This window comes from Pandoraea sp. 64-18, from assembly GCF_001899225.1.
GTDB classification, from domain to species: domain Bacteria; phylum Pseudomonadota; class Gammaproteobacteria; order Burkholderiales; family Burkholderiaceae; genus Pandoraea; species Pandoraea cepalis.
Genome location: NZ_MKVU01000013.1, coordinates 360,163 through 377,592, shown reverse-complemented (window position 1 = coordinate 377,592; position 17,430 = coordinate 360,163). Strand labels below are relative to the sequence as shown.

Annotated in this window: 16 protein-coding genes; 9 read left to right on the top strand and 7 right to left on the bottom strand. The window is 65.7% G+C overall.

Translation table 11 applies throughout. The features are described from left to right. Positions 1 to 13: 13 nt before the first annotated feature. Complete coding sequence (locus tag BGP02_RS12670; RefSeq protein WP_017232237.1) at positions 14 to 922, bottom strand: LysR family transcriptional regulator; 909 nt, start codon at positions 920 to 922, stop codon at positions 14 to 16. 113 nt (positions 923 to 1,035) lie between these two features. Between BGP02_RS12670 and hmgA the strand changes: the two genes are divergently transcribed. Together hmgA and fahA are read left to right on the top strand one after the other, a co-directional pair. Next, positions 1,036 to 2,355 carry a homogentisate 1,2-dioxygenase gene (gene hmgA / locus BGP02_RS12665; protein ID WP_286798639.1) on the top strand — a complete coding sequence of 440 codons (1,320 nt, stop codon included), beginning with the start codon at positions 1,036 to 1,038 and terminating at the stop codon, positions 2,353 to 2,355. 100 nt (positions 2,356 to 2,455) lie between these two features. Continuing rightward, positions 2,456 to 3,739, top strand: coding sequence for a fumarylacetoacetase (fahA, locus tag BGP02_RS12660; RefSeq protein ID WP_268566340.1), 1,284 nt, complete (start codon positions 2,456 to 2,458; stop codon positions 3,737 to 3,739). A gap of 154 nt (positions 3,740 to 3,893) precedes the next feature. Here the strand turns inward: fahA and BGP02_RS12655 are convergent, their stop codons facing one another. From BGP02_RS12655 to astE, 4 genes are all read right to left on the bottom strand, one after another. After that, on the bottom strand, positions 3,894 to 4,091 hold the full coding sequence (locus BGP02_RS12655) for a hypothetical protein (protein WP_157211350.1): 198 nt from the start codon (positions 4,089 to 4,091) through the stop codon (positions 3,894 to 3,896). A 127-nt stretch (positions 4,092 to 4,218) separates the two neighbouring features. After that, positions 4,219 to 5,397 (bottom strand): AI-2E family transporter YdiK, encoded by a 1,179-nt coding sequence (gene ydiK, locus BGP02_RS12650; RefSeq protein ID WP_286798638.1) that lies wholly within the window; start codon positions 5,395 to 5,397, stop codon positions 4,219 to 4,221. 130 nt (positions 5,398 to 5,527) lie between these two features. Next, complete coding sequence (locus BGP02_RS12645; RefSeq protein ID WP_017232233.1) at positions 5,528 to 7,141, bottom strand: hypothetical protein; 1,614 nt, start codon at positions 7,139 to 7,141, stop codon at positions 5,528 to 5,530. A 523-nt stretch (positions 7,142 to 7,664) separates the two neighbouring features. Next, entirely contained in the window at positions 7,665 to 8,720 is a 1,056-nt protein-coding gene (gene astE, locus BGP02_RS12640) for a succinylglutamate desuccinylase (protein WP_017232231.1), read from the bottom strand. A 206-nt stretch (positions 8,721 to 8,926) separates the two neighbouring features. Between astE and astD the strand changes: the two genes are divergently transcribed. From astD to BGP02_RS12610, 6 genes are all read left to right on the top strand, one after another. After that, positions 8,927 to 10,408, top strand: coding sequence for a succinylglutamate-semialdehyde dehydrogenase (astD, locus tag BGP02_RS12635; RefSeq protein WP_261938507.1), 1,482 nt, complete (start codon positions 8,927 to 8,929; stop codon positions 10,406 to 10,408). Positions 10,409 to 10,450: 42 nt separating this feature from the next. Then, positions 10,451 to 11,812 carry an N-succinylarginine dihydrolase gene (gene astB, locus BGP02_RS12630; RefSeq protein WP_017232229.1) on the top strand — a complete coding sequence of 454 codons (1,362 nt, stop codon included), beginning with the start codon at positions 10,451 to 10,453 and terminating at the stop codon, positions 11,810 to 11,812. Positions 11,813 to 11,833: 21 nt separating this feature from the next. Continuing rightward, complete coding sequence (locus tag BGP02_RS12625) at positions 11,834 to 12,403, top strand: NADPH-dependent FMN reductase (RefSeq protein ID WP_017232228.1); 570 nt, start codon at positions 11,834 to 11,836, stop codon at positions 12,401 to 12,403. 140 nt (positions 12,404 to 12,543) lie between these two features. After that, complete coding sequence (locus BGP02_RS12620) at positions 12,544 to 12,903, top strand: DUF1488 family protein (protein WP_327198093.1); 360 nt, start codon at positions 12,544 to 12,546, stop codon at positions 12,901 to 12,903. 193 nt (positions 12,904 to 13,096) lie between these two features. Beyond that, positions 13,097 to 13,315: a DUF2964 family protein gene (locus BGP02_RS12615; RefSeq protein WP_017232226.1), complete on the top strand. Its 219-nt coding sequence runs from the start codon at positions 13,097 to 13,099 to the stop codon at positions 13,313 to 13,315. 163 nt (positions 13,316 to 13,478) lie between these two features. Beyond that, positions 13,479 to 13,670, top strand: a complete 192-nt coding sequence (locus BGP02_RS12610; protein ID WP_017232225.1) for a DUF2964 family protein — start codon at positions 13,479 to 13,481, stop codon at positions 13,668 to 13,670. A gap of 35 nt (positions 13,671 to 13,705) precedes the next feature. On the opposite strand, the gene BGP02_RS12605 is transcribed toward BGP02_RS12610, so the two are convergent. Next, positions 13,706 to 14,455: a class I SAM-dependent methyltransferase gene (locus BGP02_RS12605; RefSeq protein ID WP_261938509.1), complete on the bottom strand. Its 750-nt coding sequence runs from the start codon at positions 14,453 to 14,455 to the stop codon at positions 13,706 to 13,708. A gap of 236 nt (positions 14,456 to 14,691) precedes the next feature. Between BGP02_RS12605 and BGP02_RS12600 the strand changes: the two genes are divergently transcribed. Continuing rightward, positions 14,692 to 15,912, top strand: a complete 1,221-nt coding sequence (locus BGP02_RS12600) for a TIGR03862 family flavoprotein (protein ID WP_286798637.1) — start codon at positions 14,692 to 14,694, stop codon at positions 15,910 to 15,912. A gap of 77 nt (positions 15,913 to 15,989) precedes the next feature. Here the strand turns inward: BGP02_RS12600 and BGP02_RS12595 are convergent, their stop codons facing one another. Next, complete coding sequence (locus BGP02_RS12595) at positions 15,990 to 17,153, bottom strand: methyltransferase (protein ID WP_026131653.1); 1,164 nt, start codon at positions 17,151 to 17,153, stop codon at positions 15,990 to 15,992. Positions 17,154 to 17,430 lie beyond the last annotated feature (277 nt).

Below are 17,430 nucleotides of genomic sequence, written 5' to 3'. Positions count from 1 at the left end.
CAGGCGCTCGTCGTCACGACTCGGCGAAGTGCTCCGAAATCAATTGGCGTAGCCACTGATTCCCGCCGTCCTGGTGGTAGCGACGGTGCCAGAACACATTCGTTTGCAGCGCGGGCAGCCGGAGCGGCGGTTTGACGAAGCGCAGCCCGAACGGCGCGGCGGCACGCTCTGCAAACTTCTGCGGCACGGTGACCACGAGATCATTGACGCTCACGACGTACGGCACGGCGATGAAGTGGGGGACCCAGACATTCGCGTCGGCCCCGAAGCCGGCCTGCGCCAGGAGTTGATTCACGCGCGCATAAGGATTGTCGCCCGTGGCGACGAACAGATGGCGTGCGGCCTGGAATTCCGCCAGCCCTGCATGCGGCGTGTCGAGCGCGTGGCCGATGCGGAACAGGCTCACATACTGCTGACGGAACAACCGGCGCTGGAAAAATGGCCCGGTCAGATCGTCGAACGCGCCCACCGCGAGGTCGATGCGCCCCGACGCCATGGCGTCCTTCAGGTCGGGCAACGTCGTTCGGACGGTGCGCAGGTGTACCCCAGGCGCAAGCCGGGTGCATAGGTCGACGAGCGTCGGCATGAAGTACACCTCCCCCACATCCGTCATTGCCAACGTAAACTCCCGCTGACTGCTCGCCGGATCGAACGCCTCCCGGTGATTGATGGCGCGCGAGATGCCGGCCAGGGCCACCGAGACAGGCTCGGCGAGCGCCTCGGCGAACGGCGTGGGTTGCATGCCCGCGCCGGTGCGTGTGAAGAGTTCATCGTCGAACGTCTGCCGCAGGCGGGCCAACCCGTTGCTGACTGCGGGTTGAGACAGCCCCAATTCGCGTGCGGCCTGAGAAATGCTCCGATGCGTGAGTACCGCCTGAAAGACGACCAACAGGTTCAAATCGACGTCGCGTAAGGAAATCATGAGGCGGCGATATTATTCGCGTTATGAATAGAGTGGATTCGTCTATTTATATCGCAAAATGTCATCGCTTGTCGGACAATATTTCCATTCGACATCAGGAGACGAGGCTACTTATGCGTCAAGCAGATCAAATACAGGGGGAGTTGGGCTACCTGTCCGGTTTTGGCAACGAGTTCGCGACCGAAGCATTGCCCGGTGCGCTGCCTGTCGGGCAGAACTCTCCGCAGCGTGCGCCGTACGGCCTGTATGCGGAACAGCTCTCGGGCACGGCGTTCACGGCACCGCGTGGTCATAACCGTCGCTCGTGGGTGTATCGCATTCGTCCTGCCGCGATGCACAAGCCGTTCACCGCCGTCGCGGCGTCGCGCTGGCTGAGCCGTTTCGACGACGTGCCGACGCCCCCGGACCAGTTGCGTTGGGACCCACTGCTGATGCCCGAGGCGCCGACCGATTTCGTCGACGGCATGGTGACGATGGCCGGCAACGGCAGCCCGGATGCCGGGCGCGGTTGCGGCATTCATCTGTACGCGGCGAACCGGTCGATGGACGGCCGCTTCTTCTACAACGCCGACGGCGAGTTGCTCGTCGTGCCGCAGGAAGGCCGTTTGCGGATTGCGACGGAATTCGGTGTGCTCGACGTGGCGCCCTACGAAATCGCCGTGCTGCCGCGTGGCGTGCGCTTCCGTGTGACGCTGCCCGATGGCCGCGCGCGCGGCTATGTATGCGAGAACTATGGCGCGTTGTTCCGTCTGCCGGATCTCGGTCCGATCGGCTCGAACGGCCTGGCGAATCCGCGCGACTTCCTCACGCCCGTGGCGGCCTATGAGGATGTCGAAGGCGACTTCGAGCTGGTGGCGAAGTTTGGCGGTGCGCTGTGGCGTGCCGACATCGGTCATTCGCCGCTTGACGTTGTGGCCTGGCATGGCAACTATGCGCCCTACAAGTACGATCTGCGTCACTTCAACACGATCGGATCGATCAGCTTCGACCACCCGGATCCGTCGATCTTCCTGGTGCTGCAATCGCAAAGCAATGCGCCGGGCGTTGACGACATCGACTTCGTGATCTTCCCGCCGCGCTGGCTGGCGATGGAAAACTCGTTCCGCCCGCCCTGGTTCCACCGCAATATCGCCAGTGAGTTCATGGGGCTGATCCAAGGCGTCTATGACGCCAAGGCCGAGGGATTCGTGCCGGGCGGCGCCAGTCTGCACAACTGCATGACGGGCCACGGCCCCGATGCGGACACGTTTGAAAAGGCTTCTGCCGCTGACACGAGCCAGCCGCACAAGGTCGACGCGACGATGGCGTTCATGTTCGAGACGCCGGCGATCATCCGCCCCACACGCTTCGCGCTGGAGACCAAGCAGCGGCAGGACAACTACTACACCTGCTGGCAAGGGTTGAAGAAGCACTTCAACCCGAACCAGAAGTAAGCGGCCTCGCGTCGCAACGTCGCCAACCCCTGACACGGCCGGCCGCACCCTTCGATGGTGCAGCGCCGGCCGATGCGCTGTCTCAAACGAGGAATTCCCTATGTCAGCACTCCCACAAAGCTGGGTCGCGTCCGCCAACACTGGCGTGACCGACTTCCCCCTGCAAAACCTGCCGTACGGCGTGTTCAGCACCGCGTCGCAACCGACGCCGCGTGTTGGCGTGGCCATTGGCGATCAGGTACTGGACCTGGCGGCGCTCGAAGCCGCCGGCGTGCTCAAGGTCGCCGAGGCCGGTGGCGCGACGGTCTTCTCGCAGCCCGCCATCAATGCGTTCGTGGCACTGGGCAGCGCGGCGTGGCGCGCCACGCGCGCGCGCCTGACGTCGCTGCTCGCCGTGGACGGCGATGCCGCCCTGCGTGAAAACGCCGCGTTGCGGGCTCAGGCACTTGTGCCGCTCGCACAGGTCACGTTGCATCTGCCGGTGCAAGTGCCCGGCTACACCGACTTCTATTCGTCGCGAGAGCACGCGACCAACGTGGGCAGCATGTTCCGCGATCCGGCCAACGCGCTGCTGCCGAACTGGTTGGAAATCCCCATCGGCTATAACGGTCGGGCCAGCTCCGTGGTCGTGAGCGGCACGCCGATTCATCGCCCGAACGGACAGATCAAGTTGCCCGATGCGCCGCGCCCGATTTTCGACGCGTGCCGCAAGCTCGACTTCGAACTCGAAACCGGCTTCATCGTCGGTCGTGACACGTCGCTGGGCGACAGCCTGAGCGTGGACGCGGCCGAAGCGGCCATCTTCGGGATGGTGTTGCTCAACGATTGGTCGGCGCGCGACCTGCAGCAGTGGGAATACGTGCCGCTCGGTCCGTTCAACTCGAAGTCGTTCGGCACGTCCATCTCGCCGTGGGTGGTGACGATGGAAGCGCTCGAACCGTTCCGCGTGGCCGGCCCCGAGCAGAATCCGCAGCCGGTCTCGTACCTGCAGCAGCAGGGCAAGCATGCCTTCGACATCGCGCTGGAAGTGCTGATGCAAGCCGACGGCGATGCGCAGGCGACGTCCATCTGCCGCACCAACTTCCGTCACATGTACTGGAGCATGGCGCAACAGTTCGCTCACCATACGGTCTCGGGCTGCAATGTGCGCGTTGGCGACCTGATGGGCTCTGGCACGATCAGTGGCCCGACGCCGGACTCGTTCGGCAGCCTGCTCGAACTGACGTGGAACGGCAAGAACCCGATCACGCTTGCCAGCGGCGCGAAGCGCACGTTTATCGAAGACGGCGATACCGTGATGATCGCCGGCTGGTGCCAGGGGAATGGTTACCGCGTGGGCTTCGGCGAGGTCTCGGGTCAGATCCTGCCCGCGAAGGCGAGATAAGCGCGATCGGCGTGAGGTGCGAACGTGTGCCCGGAGGTTTGCCGGGCGTATTGACGGATGCACCCGCGACGCGTCGTTCCGGTTCTCCGGGCGGCGCGTTTGTCGTTTATGGCCCTGGCGAAATCTCGCAGAGGTGAGTGTGATCGAGGTGCGCCTACGACAGTCGTTGCCACCACGGATTGATGCGGCCGACGATCAGGCTTGCACTCACGCGGCAACGCGTGGGCGTATAAGTCAGTTCGTTGCCGACCCGGCGTAACAGCGGCGGGTCGCCGAGGCGGGCTCGGCGCGGCACGCGCGGCGAGCGCTGTGCGCGCGCAACAGGTAGCGGGGAGGCGGTAGCGTGTGACATTTGATACTTCCCGTATTCATGTGAGGACGGGAAGTATTTAGCCACGTCGCGGCGAGCGGCGACAGGTGAAGCAATCCGAAAAATGCGTCCGTTGGGCGTGACAGCCCACCGTCGCAGACCGAGGCAATCATCGATGTTTGTCGTCCGGCACTGCCGGGGGCTTGGGCGCCACCGCGCCAGTCGGCGACGCCTCCGGCGCCACCGCGGCGGACGTTGGCGCCGCCGGTGCGCCGCTCGGCGACATCGGCGGACGGGCCAGCCCCTCGTTGATCCACGCGTTCAGCAGCGTATAGGTCACAGCCAGAATCACCGGCCCGACGAACAGGCCAACGATCCCGAACGTCAACATGCCCCCCAGCACCCCCGCGAGAATCAACGTCATCGGCAGATCGGCCCCCCGGCGGATCAACATCGGTCGCATGACGTTGTCCAGCATGCCGATGAAGACCGAGAGCACCAGCAGCAGCGTGGCGAGCGTCGGACTGTCCTGCCAGTAGAGCCACGCCACGCTCGAGAGCAGCACGGGGAACGGACCGATCTGGGCGACACACAGCACCAGCATCAGCGCCGTCAGGAAGCCTGACAGCGGCACCCCCGTCAGCCACAGGCCGAGGCCGCCGAGCAGCGACTGCGTCACGGCCGTGACCACGATCCCGAGCGCCACCGCGCGAATCGACATTCCGGCAAGCCGGACCGATTCTTCTCCCCGATCACCGCCGAGGCGCCGCGCCATGCGAATCAGCGCGCGCGCCGCACGCTCTCCCTGCATGAAGAGAATGCCGGAGATGATCAGCGTGAGGCCAAGGTGAACCACGAGCAGGCCGATCGACCCCAGCTTGGAGAATCCCCACGTCGCCGCCTTGACGGCATAAGGCTGAATCCGCGCGACGAGACCGCCGGGGCCCGCCGCTGCAAGCGCCTGCCACTCTTCGCTGGCGCGTTGGCCGACCACGGGGATGCGGATCAGCCAGTCGGGCGGCATCGGCAGGCCCCGTTGCCCGATGGAGTGCACTTGCTCGCTGATGTCGGACGCGTGCCCGATCAGTGTGCCGATCGCGGCGGACAGCGGCGCGACGACGATCACGAGCATGCCGAAGATCATGACGGTGGTGGCGAGCCACCGTTTGCCCCACAGGCGGCGTTGCAGGCCAACGAGCAATGGCCAGGTGGACGCGACGATCGTCACCGCCCAGATGAATGCCGGCAGAAACGGGAGCAGAACCCATAACGTGCCGATCATCAGCAGGCTGAGCACGAGAATCACGAGCAGGTTACGGGCGAGTTCGCTCGGGGTGGTGGAAAGCATGGGCGCTCCGACAGGCAGGGGGGCGAACGCGCATCAACACGCGTCCGGACGTACTGGTTGCACGAAGTGTGCAGGTGAGAAGCACCATGCCACGGCTGCGCAGGCACGGCAAGTGCGCCGCGCAGGCGCCTCACAGGGGTGTTGTTTCGCGGGGCTCGTCAGCGTCGTCGGATGATGCGCTGGGCCACCTTGTACGGCGCAGCGGTGGGCTCAGCGCGCCGGGCGCCGTCGTCGTGCCGTGTCGGCGCGAACCCGGCGGGCGAAGGCTCGCGTGCCCGTCATCGACGTGGCGGTCGCCTGCGACGGGTGGCGAAGCGGTGTGCGATGCGAGCGGGGCGGGGAGGGCGCGGATGGCGCGTGGCGGCGTTGGGACCTTGTTGTTATTGACTTCCCCGGTCACGGCCCCGTGCGGGCTGTTGGGGCGCATCGACATGGCGCTTGCCGACGATACCCCCGAGTCGGCGATCGTGACCACCGTGATGGTGCTGATCTTCGGTCGCGGCGCACGACGTTCGTGCGCAGTGCGAATGTCCTCGCGCTGCGCGGCGCTGTGGCCGATCGAGAAGATGAGGCCGATGAGACCGTAGAGCACGTTGAGCACCGCAAAGACATGAGCGTCTTCCACCAGACTCGGAGAATCTTCGTCAGGCGCGAGCTGCGTGGCGTTCAGGGCATTGGCGCCGTCGTCCCATCGCGTCGCGTTGTCGCGGCCATGGCCGTGCGCCGAGCCGTCGCCCATCCATGCAAGGTAGTAGAACGTGGCCGTGAGCGCGAACCAGATGAGCCGGGGCGGGGCAGAGCGAAGCATGCCACGGACATCGCGGACGAACGCCTGCAGACTTGCGGGCGCTTCCCGGTCGTCGGGTTCACGTCGCGCGGCCTCGATCAGCAACTCGGCCAGATTGTCCTGCGTGAGGATTTGCAGGCTGGCGTTATGCCGACTCGTGCCCAACTGGTGGATGATCGGCAACAGCGTCAATCCTGGGACGGGCGCCAGTGGAATTTCCAGCGCCGCGTGGAGGGTGTCGCCGAATCGCCGGGTGAAAATCCCGGGAAACCAGCGTGACATGCCGCGTTCGATGCCGTATCGCGCCCCATTGCGCAGCACTCCGTAACAAAACACGAAGCCGAGCACTTGTGCAAAGGCCGCCCGATAAGGGGTCGAGAGGATCGCGCTCAGTCCTTCCAGGTCAGGCGCCGGCGTCGTGCGCGCGATCCGGTTGCGGTACTGCCGCTGGGTCACGTTGAAGCCCGCCGTGCCGAGCAGATTGATCAGCACGATCGCCAGTGCGGCCATCGGCGGCCAGAACGTGGCTTGGGAACGGGTGGGATCGGTCGTCTCAGTCAACAATGAGGCGAGCGTCGAGCCGACGGCGAACGGCAGCGCGTCGCGCAGGGTGCCGATGCAGAACGCGCGCCAGGAGAACACCGGTCGCTGCTCGCGCAAGAGCGCTTCCAGATGATCGCTCACGTCGTCAACGTCGAACCCATGGAGGGCAAGCGTTCGGGCCTGGCGATGCAGATGCGTGTGCAAGGTGTCGTGCCACGGCTGCGTCGCCATGTCGACGGGCGCTGGCAGGCCCTCAGGCCAAGGCGGCGCCAGCGGCGTGCGTGGGGCGCGCCATCCGTTGGTGACGGCGGGCGGACCCAACGCATTCAGGGCCGGCAAGGCAACCTCCTGCCATAGCGCATCGAAGATGCGTAGCGCGCGGCTTGCACCCGGTCCCGCGTACATGTCGATCATGAAGGTGGGAGCGTCGACTGTCGACGGCCGCGTCGGGGTGGGGGGTGCCGAGAACGTCCGAAGTACGGGGCGTGGTGCGAACTCCGCAGACTCTCTGAGCGCGCCTGGGCTCGGGCACGCGTACGTCCGTGTCATGGGCGCGGTCGGCGACCCGGCCGCGAGGCTGGCCTGCGCGGCAGCTTGCTGGGCGCGCGCGAAATCCTCCTCCAGCGGGGTGACGGGCTCGCGTCGCCCGGCGTCGGTCACCTCGGTGGTGGCGAGCGGGGTATCGGACGCAAGAAGGATGGTTGGAAGGCACGAGAAGCAGTTGCGGAGCATGGCGTCGTGGGCAGGACTAGGCCGGCGGCAAGTTGCCGGGCCTCAGGCAGGAAGGGACGAAATGAAGCGGGCGATGCTACCCCCGTCTGTCCTTGACGGCCACGCCTGAACAGTCGTTTGAAGTCGTTCATTCGCGAAGTTGCGTAGTGGCTTCAGGCCAGTCCGCGATGCGCGATCAGGCATTGACCGTGCTTTGCGTCACACGTTACGCATCGGGCACGACCATGACCCCGGCACGCAGTCCGTTCGCGACATCGGGATTGGGGAACACGATGCGTTCCTCCGGATGCGAAACCGTATAGGTGGTCTCGCCGTCGCGCGCCAGCACGGTGCCGGCCACGTAGGGTGTGAAGTTCGGTGTGTCGGCCGGGACGTCGAGCACGAATGCGTCCGTGCGGCGCACGATCTCGGCGGCCACGCGAAAGCGTCGGGCGCGCGGCACCTTGCCGTCATCGCGCTTGCCCATCTGCGCGCCGGACAACCAACGGCGCAGGGCGGCGTCGATGCCGGCAAAATCGTCAAGACGGTTTTGCCCGAAAGGCGCGACTTTTCCCAGCTCGAGCGTGCAGCTCTCGGCGCCGAAGTTCGCACAGGTGTAATACGAGAACGTGACGGACGGCTGCTCGGTCAACATCACCGCTTCGATATCGGCCGCGGCAAGTGTCTCGATCCAGTCGTCGCTTGCTGGACGCTGCGGCGGACTCGGCACCACCGCGAAGCGGGGGAAGAGTGACGCGCGAATCGCCGTGTGCATGTCCACGTGCCGACGCAGGCGGCGTGCGTCGCGCGTCTCGGCGAAGAACTGCGCCACGATCACTTCGAGTTCACGCGCGCGCTGCACGGCGGGCGACTCCGCACGCTTGGCGTGAGCGCCCTGGAACAGCCGGTTCAGGTCGTATTCGAGATAACGCTTGCCGGCACGTACGGCGTCCGGGTTGCCAAGTACGACGAGCACACGCTCGCGCAACGTCAGGCGGCCGTCGGCAATGTCGCGCAGAATGCCGTCAACGATCTCGATCGGGGCGGTTTCATCGCCGTGAATCCCGCACGAGAGGATGGCGTCGAAGCGTTGACCGCCACGCGCGTCGAGCGTGCCGGTGACCTGGTCCGCGTCGGCGGGTGTCAGTTCGAGCACCCCTTCAGCGTGGCGTTGCCAGCGTACGCCACAGGGCTCGATACCTTCGCTGGGGACACTGTCGTGCGATTCGCGCACGTCGCTTAGCCAGTGGCGCAGGGCCGAACGATTGGCGTCGGTCATCATGAAGGATCTCCAGAAATGCAGACTCGTATTTTATGCGCGTCGTTGGCCGGTTCGGTGTATCACGTCGCCCATGCAGGGCAACGCCCTGTACATGCGGTTTTGCCGGTCCGTCCGGCATGCGCACATTGTTCCGGCGGTCGAATCCGTGTCATCATGATCCGCATCGCACGCCGTTCCATCGAGCGTGGCCTTGGGGATTGCCGTTCATGACCGATCTGTACGTCGAAGGTGTCTGGCGCACTGCCAACGGGGCGGAATTCCGCGCGCTCGATCCCATGTCGGGCGATGTCGTGTGGCAGGGCCATGCGGCGGATGCGGCCGATGTCGACGCCGCCGTCCAGGCCGCGCGTCGTGTACAGCGCGATTGGGCGCGTCGAAGTGTCGACGAGCGACTGGCCGTGTTGCAGCGCTTCGCGGCGATCGTGACCGCGCAAATCGAAACGCTTGCCGACGCCATCGGTCGAGAGACCGGCAAGCCCCTGTGGGAAGCGCGCACCGAAGTGGCGACGATGGCCGCGAAGGTCACGCATTCGGCAAAAGCCTACCAGGAGCGCACGGGCGAGCGACGCAGTGCCGTGGCGGACGGGCAGAGCGTCGTGCGCCATCGGGCGCATGGCGTGATGGCCGTTTTCGGACCGTACAATTTTCCCGGGCATCTCCCTAACGGGCATATCGTGCCGGCGCTACTCGCGGGCAACAGCGTCGTCTTCAAGCCCAGCGAACTGGCGCCCGGCGTGGCCGAACGAACGATGCGGTGCTGGATCGAAGCGGGCCTGCCGCCAGGGGTATTGAACCTCGTGCAGGGCGGGCGCGAGACAGGGGCGGCGCTCGCCGCGCACGACGGTATCGACGGGCTGTGTTTCACCGGCAGTTCCGCCACGGGCCGCGCCCTGCATCGACACTTCGCAGGGCGTCCCGACAAGCTCCTCGCGCTCGAGATGGGCGGCAACAATCCGCTGATCGTCGATGCGCCAGCCGATATCGACGCGGCCGTCCATGTGACGGTTCAGTCCGCTTTCCTCTCAGCCGGGCAACGTTGCACCTGTGCCCGACGCTTGCTCGTGCCGCGTGGGCCGCACGGCGACGCGTTCATCGAACGACTGGCGTGGGTGACGCAACGCATCGTCGTCGGACGCTACGATGCCGATCCGCAGCCATTCATGGGCGCGGTGGTGTCGCTTCAGGCGGCGCGTCGCATGACGGCGGCTCAGGCCGACCTGATGACGCTTGGCGCCCGCTCGATCCTTCCACTCGCCCAGCCGGACGGTCGCTCGGCATTGCTCACGCCGGGGCTGATCGACGTAACGTCGCTGGCCGCGCGCGATGCGCTACCCGACGAAGAGTATTTCGGCCCATTGCTTCAGGTGCTGCGCTACGACACGTTCGACGAGGCCATCGCGCTGGCGAATCGCACGCGCTATGGGCTGGCGGCCGGTCTGGTGTCCGACGATCCCGCGCGTTACGAACAGTTTCTCGCCGAGATCCGCGCGGGCATCGTCAATTGGAACCGGCCGACGACGGGCGCGGCCGGGGCGGCGCCGTTCGGGGGCATCGGCGAGTCCGGCAACCACCGTCCCAGTGCGTGGTACGCGGCCGATTATTGTGCCTACCCGATAGCGTCGATGGAGGCCCCGCGGGTGATCCTGCCCGAGCACCTCGGTCCGGGCCTGGACTTTGCCGCGTGCTGATCTTTCTATCTCGACTTTTTTTCCGCTTTCCCAGGAATGGATATGACGCGTTTTGCCCTCGAAGCCAACTTCGATGGACTGGTTGGCCCCACGCATAATTATGCGGGGTTGTCGTTCGGCAACGTTGCCTCTGCAAACAACGCCAATCGCGTATCGAATCCGCGCGAGGCGGCGCTGCAAGGGCTGGCCAAGATGAAGGCGTTGGCCGATCTGGGCTACGCCCAGGGCGTCTTGCCGCCGCAAGAGCGTCCGTCGGTTGCCTTGTTGCGCACGCTTGGCTTCTCAGGCGACGACCGGGCGGTCATACGCGAGGCGGCTCGCACGGCGCCCGAGGTGCTAGGTGCGGCAAGTTCGGCCGCGAGCATGTGGACGGCCAACGCCGCCACCGTCAGCCCCTCGGCGGACACGGCTGACGGCCGGGTGCATTTCACGGCGGCCAATTTGTGCAGCAAGTTGCATCGCGCGTTCGAGCACGACACGACGTCACGCGTGCTGCGTACTGCGTTCCCGGACGAAGCCCGCTTTGCGCATCACGACGCCCTGCCGGGCTGGCCGTCCCTGGGCGACGAGGGCGCGGCGAACCATACGCGGCTGTGCGGGGCCTACGGGGAGCGCGGGGTCGAGTTCTTCGTCTACGGACGAGACGATCTGGCGAACGCGCCGGCACCGCGTCGGTTCCCTGCACGCCAGACGCTGCAGGCGAGTCAGGCGATTGCCCGTCTGCACGGGCTGGCGGCAGACGACGTAGTGTTCGCACAGCAGCATCCCGACGCCATCGACGCTGGCGTCTTCCATAACGATGTGATCGCCGTGGGCAATGGCAACGTGCTGTTCTGCCATGCTCGCGCGTTCGTCGATCAGGCGGCGGTGCTGGCGACGCTTCGCGAGCGGCTGGCGGCCCGGGGCACCTCGCTGGAGGTGGTGGAGGTCGGCACGGACGACGTCTCGATCGAGGACACCGTCGGCAGCTATCTTTTCAACAGCCAGTTACTTGCGCGGGCACCCGCGGCGGGCGGCGGGATGTCGCTCGTGGTGCCGCAGGAGTGCCGTGAGCGCCCGGCCGTGTGGCGCTTTCTCGAATCGCTGGTGGCCAGTGGGGGTTCGATTCGCGAGTTGCACGTGTTCGACTTGCGCGAGAGCATGCGCAACGGCGGCGGACCGGCATGCCTGCGTCTGCGTGTGGTGTTGACCGACGACGAGCGCAAGGCGACCCACCCGGGGCTCTGGATCGACGACGCACGGTACGCCACGCTCACCGAATGGGTGAAGCGCCACTATCGTGACCGGCTGGCCGTGGGCGATCTTGCCGACCCGGCCCTGCTCGACGAGAGCCGCAGCGCCCTCGACGACCTCACGCAATTGCTCGACCTGGGTAGTCTTTATTCATTTCAACGCGGCGCGTAAGCGCCATCGGGAGTCGACGCGATGACGACGATCATTGGTTTGTCCGGCAGCCTGCGCAAGGGCTCATACAACACGGCGTTGCTGGCGGCGGCGAAGGCGGTGGCGCCCGCCGGCGTCACGCTGGACATCCGCACATTGCATGGCATTCCGCTATATGACGGCGATGTGGAAGAAAGCGAGGGAATTCCAGCCGCCGTCGCCTCGCTGAAGGACGCCATCGCACAAGCCGACGGCTTGTTGCTCGCAACCCCGGAGTACAACAACGGCATGCCGGGCGTGTTCAAGAATGCGCTCGACTGGCTATCGCGGCCACCTGCCGATAGTGCGCGAGTGTTCCGTGACAAGCCCGTGGCGGTCATGGGGGCATCGCCCGGCGGCTTCGGCACGATTCTGAGCCAGAACGCATGGATGCCGGTGTTGCGCACGCTGCAGACCACGCCCTGGTGGCAGGGGCGCCTGATGGTGTCGCACGCGAACAAGGTCATCGATGCCGACGGGAAGCTCCAGGACGACGCCGTTCGTCAGCAACTGACCGTGTTCATCACCGGATTCGTCGAATTTCTCGAGCATAGAGAGGGCGTGAATGGGTAATTGTTTATACAAATCAATTGATTGCGTAAACTTTCTCGCGTGATGGATGCGATGATGGGCGCGCGGCACCTGGTCCAATCGCCAATGACGCACCGATAAGCGATGCGACTCACGGATTGTTCGGCGATGCACTATGCTGGATGCAACGTATCAGCCGATGCGTCGAACGCGTCCATTCGTCAGCCGGGGGTGCAGCCATGCAAATCGAGTTTCCGGATCACCGTCCCGTATTCAACTATGAAGATCTGACGATTGAATTCGCGGTTGTCGTCAATGGTCGGCCGATCGATTGCGCCGTGTCGGCCGAAGCCCTGGAGGATCATTTCGGCGCCTACTCGGCGCGCGCGGACGATTTGTTGCACGCCTTCGAACACGGGCGAACGGATATTCACGCACTCACGCGTGAATATCTGACGATGGGGCTTTCGGGCCCCGTATTGTTACGCAGCGGGCACTTTCGCTGGGTACGCGAAGCCAGGCGGCAAGCCGCCCGGCGCTGAGCGACGCACACCGTCGTTCACCTCCGACGTCCCGCCGAGGGAAGACTTTTCTTGGTCGACTTGATTCGCGTCAAACCCGCGAACGTTTCGTCATGCGACGCAATAGGCGAGCCGCACTGATCGGCGTAAGCTGACGTTGCTGCTTGAGAGGTTACGTCAGCGGCACCCTCGTCGATCACGATCAGGAGTCGCTATGGGTTCGGAATTTCGCGTCGTCATCGCCTCGATCGCGGCCTTCATGACGCTGGCCGGTGCGTTCGCCACCATCCACGGTCTGCTCTACGACCAAACGCACGTCATGAAGGGCGGCGTGGTGACGGTGCTGTTCGGTATTCTGTTTATCGTGGCGATGCTCACGCCCTGGCCGAGCGACGACGAGCGCGATTCCAAGGATACCCAGCGCAAGCCCTGAGTCGGGTTAACCGTTTGGTTCGCCGCGTTCTACACTGTTAAGTGAGGGACGCCGTCGAAGTCAGCCGAAAGTCGCGCAGCTCTGGCCGGGCACGTTCCGGGTCGGGCCGATTTCCCCGCATGAAACGCTTCGCAACGCGCGTGGTCTCGTTGCGAGGTGCCGTATGTGTTCCGATACCCGCGTCGTGATTGCCTCCATCGCCGCATTTGTGACGCTCGGAGGCATATTCGCCACGATTCATGGCCTGCTGTTCAACCTGCCGGAGGTGTCGCGCTACGGCGTGGCCGCGGTGTTGGTGGGGGCGACGTGCACGGCCACGATGCTTATTCCCTGGGGGGCGCGCGACGAGTCGTGACGTGACGCGTCGCCAGACGCATCGCCGCGGGCATTTCAGCCCGCCGGTTTGGTCAGGCGTGCGCGCAGGCAAAGGAAGGCGGGCGCTTGCGAGAGTTCGCGGTAAAGCCTTGGGTCGACGCTGGCCATCTCCGGCAACGGCAGCGGTTCGACCATGCGCTCGAGTTGCCAGCCGGCGTCTGCCGCGGCATTCAGAATGCCCGCGAGCGGTCGCCGGTATGACTCCACATAGGGCTTCGGCTCCCCGAAGCCGCTCCAGTACATGCCAAATCGCGTGACGTCGAAGTAGGGGCGGTTGCGCCGGGTGCGCTCGTCAAGCCAGTCGCGCATCGGATGCCCCATCGACCAGACGAGCGTCGCGCCGGGCTTGGCAACCCGCGCGAACTCGCGAAACGCCGGTCCGAGGTTTTCCACGTAATCGAGTGCGAGGGCGCTGACGATGGCGTCGAAGCGGTGGTCGGTCAACGAGGAGAACGGCGCGCCCAGGTCCTGAACGTCGAACGTTGCCGCGAGTCCTTCGCAGCGCTTTCTCGCCAGCGCGATCATCTCCGGTGTGACGTCGATGCCGTGTACCGTCGCGCCTTGCTCGGCGAGCCACGCACTGTTGATACCCGGGCCGCAGCCGGCATCGAGAACATGCAGGCCGCCGACGCTGCCGAGCAGGTGGCGCGTGGCAGGGCGCTCGTAAAGGGCGTTATGCGGTTTAGTCACGGCAATCTCGGCGTAGCGCTCGGCAAAACTTGCGTAAGCGGTGCGTCCGATCGACGTGGGATCGGCTGACGACATGCGCGACTCCAGGGGGAAGCATGAATGGGGGGCGATTGTAACGCCAAAGCACGGACGGTCTTGTCGGTGCTGTGGGACAATAGCGGCCTTCGCCGCCGCGCCTGCGAGTATCCTGCGCCCGCCCGGCATGGTGCGACAGCCGTGATTTCGCGACATCATTTCCAAGCATGCCCCCATCCAGCGCTTCTCTCTCGCCGTCTGACACTTCGACCCTTGCTCCCGCCGAGACGATCGACGTGGCCGTGATCGGGGCGGGCCCCGCGGGTCTCATGGTGGCCGAGGTGCTGTCGGCGGCGGGGTGGCGCGTCGATGTGTACGACTCCATGCCGTCGGTCGGGCGCAAGTTCCTCATGGCCGGCAAGGGCGGTATGAATCTCACGCACAGCGAGCCTGCGGAGCCGTTCGTGGCCCGGTACGGCAAACGTGCGGCCGCAGTGGCACAGTGGTTGCGCCGGTTCAGCGCGGACGATGTGCGCTCATGGGCCCATCGGCTGGGCATCGATACCTTTATCGGCAGTTCCGGTCGCGTTTTTCCCGTTGACATGAAAGCGGCACCGCTGTTGCGGGCATGGCTTACCCGTTTGCGCGCGGCGGGCGCGAGGCTGCATGTGCGGCATCGCTGGCTGGGCTGGGACGCCCGGGCGTCGGCCGGCCCGGACGATTTGCGGTTTGCAACGCCCGGGGGCGAGCGCCGCGTGCGGGCGAGGGCTGTGGTGCTGACGCTGGGCGGCGCGAGTTGGCCGCAACTGGGCTCGGACGCCGCCTGGGTGACGTGGCTACGCGATCATGGCGTGGCGGTCGCACCGCTGTTGCCGGCCAATGCGGGCTTCGAGTCGGACTGGACGCCGCACATGCGCGAGCGGTTCGCGGGCCATCCGGTGAAATCGGTCACGATGACTTTACGGGACGGCACGACGCGCAAAGGCGAGTTCGTGATCTCGGCGCAGGGCATCGAAGGCAGTCTGGTGTATGCGTTGTGCGCCCCTATTCGCGATGCGATTCGTGCCGAGGGCAGCACGCAGGTCTATCTGGATCTGTTGCCGGACTGGGGTCTCGAGCGTGTCGCCGAGGAAGTGGGCCGGCCGCGAGGCTCGCGCTCGATGGCGAGCCATCTGCAGAGTCGCCTGGGGCTCGCGGGCGTGAAGTCGGCGTTGCTGCGCGAGTGTTTGCCGCGTGAGGCGTTCGACGACCCGGCGGCGCTGGCCGCCGGCATCAAGCGTTTGCCATTGACGCTGTTGCGCACGCGGCCGATTGCCGAGGTCATCAGCAGTGCCGGGGGTGTCGCGCTGGAAGCGCTGGACGCGCGCTTGATGGTGAAGACTTTGCCCGGCGTGTTTTGCGCCGGGGAGATGCTCGATTGGGAAGCGCCCACCGGCGGCTATCTGCTCACGGCGTGCTTTGCGAGCGCGTGTGTAGCGGGCGACGGCGCCGCGGCCTATCTTCAGGCCCAGCGCTGATATCGCGCGAGCCCGGTGCCGGGGTGGCCGCCGGGCGTGGTCCACGTCAACCGAGCGTCAACCGAGATCGCCGACCCTCAAGCCGGACGAACGCCGAGACGCCACAGCGAGGTCACTTCGGCGGCGCGTGCCGCATGCAGCGGATCGTTCGCGTCGCTGGCCTTGGGATGGTGCGGGCGCACGTCGTGACGCGCGAGCACCACCAGGCCAGCGCCGTGAATCCACGAGAGCAAGGTCTCGCGCGTGCGCAAGCCCAGATGTTCCGCCAGGTCGGACAGTACCAGCCAGCCTTCGCCGCCGGGACTCAGGTGGGCGGCGAGGCCGTTCAGAAAGCCCTTGAGCATCTGGCTGTCCGGATCGTAGATTGCATGCTCGATGGGTGCGTTTGCCTTGGCCGGCACCCACGGCGGGTTGCAGACGATCAGCGGTGCCTTGCCCTCGGGAAACAGGTCGGCATCGACGATCTTCACGGCGCGATCGAAACCAAGCCGCGAAATGTTTTCGCGTGCACACGCCAGGGCACGGGCATCGCGCTCCGTACCGACGACCTGCTGCACGCCGCGACGGGCAAGCACCGCGGCAATCACGCCGGTGCCTGTGCCAATGTCGAACGCCAGGGTCTTGGCCGGCAGCGGCGCCTGATCGATCAGTTGAAGATACTCGCCACGTATGGGTGAATACACGCCGTACCAGGGGTGAATCGACGCGGCCAACGCCGCAATCGGCACACCCTTCTTGCGCCATTCATGGGCCCCGATCAAGCCGAGGATTTCGCGCAGCGATGCCACCGAGGGGGTGGTGTCCGGCGCGCCCCAAGCTTCGGCGCACGCCTCGCGAACGTCCGGCGCGCGGCGCAACGGAATGCCATAGTCAGCGTCCAGCGGTATCAGCACCATGCCAAGGATGCGGGCACGCTGCGCTTGCGCCATCCGATACTTGTGGAAGGCGTCGGCCGGGCTGGCGAGGGCTGCCTCGCCCTTGGCCGCGGGCTTGCGGCGCGGACGATGCGGCGGACGATCTACCCGCCGCGCCATCGCCTGCAGCAACTGACGCGCATTCTGGTAGTCGCCTCGGTACAGCAAGGCCGTTCCGCCACAGGCAAGATGATAGGCCTCGTCTGCCGTCACGGTGTCGTCAACGACTTCCACTCGGTGCGGCGGCGTTACGCCAGCTTCGGAACGCCAGCGTGCAGTCACGGGGCGACCGTCTTCGGTCCAGGCTAGCGTCGGGGTAGTGTTCATGCGATGTCTTCTGAATAGCGTGGCGGCGCACGGAAGCTTGGGCGGGACGCCCCCCCCTCTGACGGGGAGCCTGTCTCTGTCGGGAGATCAACCTCTGTCGGGAAGCCCGCCCCAGACGGACCGGAGCCCCTTTCCGCCTCTCAAACATAAACCCAACTCGCTGCAGAAAGGGGCTCCGGTCCGTCTTCTTCACTTCCCTCAGGATGCGCCGGAAGCCCGCATTATGCCTGCGTTGTCTCCCCTCCGACCGGAATCAGTGTCGCCCGGTCGCCGCCAA

Bases quoted from the DNA above. Each gene is read 5' to 3' on its own strand.
- BGP02_RS12605 (WP_261938509.1), bottom strand. From the start codon at position 14,455: ATGTCGTCAGCCGATCCCACGTCGATCGGACGCACCGCTTACGCAAGT.
- BGP02_RS12625 (WP_017232228.1), top strand. From the start codon at position 11,834: ATGACGACGATCATTGGTTTGTCCGGCAGCCTGCGCAAGGGCTCATAC.
- BGP02_RS12610 (WP_017232225.1), top strand. From the start codon at position 13,479: ATGTGTTCCGATACCCGCGTCGTGATTGCCTCCATCGCCGCATTTGTG.
- BGP02_RS12620 (WP_327198093.1), top strand. From the start codon at position 12,544: ATGCAACGTATCAGCCGATGCGTCGAACGCGTCCATTCGTCAGCCGGG.
- hmgA (WP_286798639.1), top strand. From the start codon at position 1,036: ATGCGTCAAGCAGATCAAATACAGGGGGAGTTGGGCTACCTGTCCGGT.
- ydiK (WP_286798638.1), bottom strand. From the start codon at position 5,397: ATGCTTTCCACCACCCCGAGCGAACTCGCCCGTAACCTGCTCGTGATT.
- fahA (WP_268566340.1), top strand. From the start codon at position 2,456: ATGTCAGCACTCCCACAAAGCTGGGTCGCGTCCGCCAACACTGGCGTG.
- astD (WP_261938507.1), top strand. From the start codon at position 8,927: ATGACCGATCTGTACGTCGAAGGTGTCTGGCGCACTGCCAACGGGGCG.
- BGP02_RS12615 (WP_017232226.1), top strand. From the start codon at position 13,097: ATGGGTTCGGAATTTCGCGTCGTCATCGCCTCGATCGCGGCCTTCATG.
- BGP02_RS12595 (WP_026131653.1), bottom strand. From the start codon at position 17,153: ATGAACACTACCCCGACGCTAGCCTGGACCGAAGACGGTCGCCCCGTG.
- BGP02_RS12645 (WP_017232233.1), bottom strand. From the start codon at position 7,141: ATGATCGACATGTACGCGGGACCGGGTGCAAGCCGCGCGCTACGCATC.
- astB (WP_017232229.1), top strand. From the start codon at position 10,451: ATGACGCGTTTTGCCCTCGAAGCCAACTTCGATGGACTGGTTGGCCCC.
- BGP02_RS12655 (WP_157211350.1), bottom strand. From the start codon at position 4,091: ATGTCACACGCTACCGCCTCCCCGCTACCTGTTGCGCGCGCACAGCGC.
- astE (WP_017232231.1), bottom strand. From the start codon at position 8,720: ATGATGACCGACGCCAATCGTTCGGCCCTGCGCCACTGGCTAAGCGAC.
- BGP02_RS12670 (WP_017232237.1), bottom strand. From the start codon at position 922: ATGATTTCCTTACGCGACGTCGATTTGAACCTGTTGGTCGTCTTTCAG.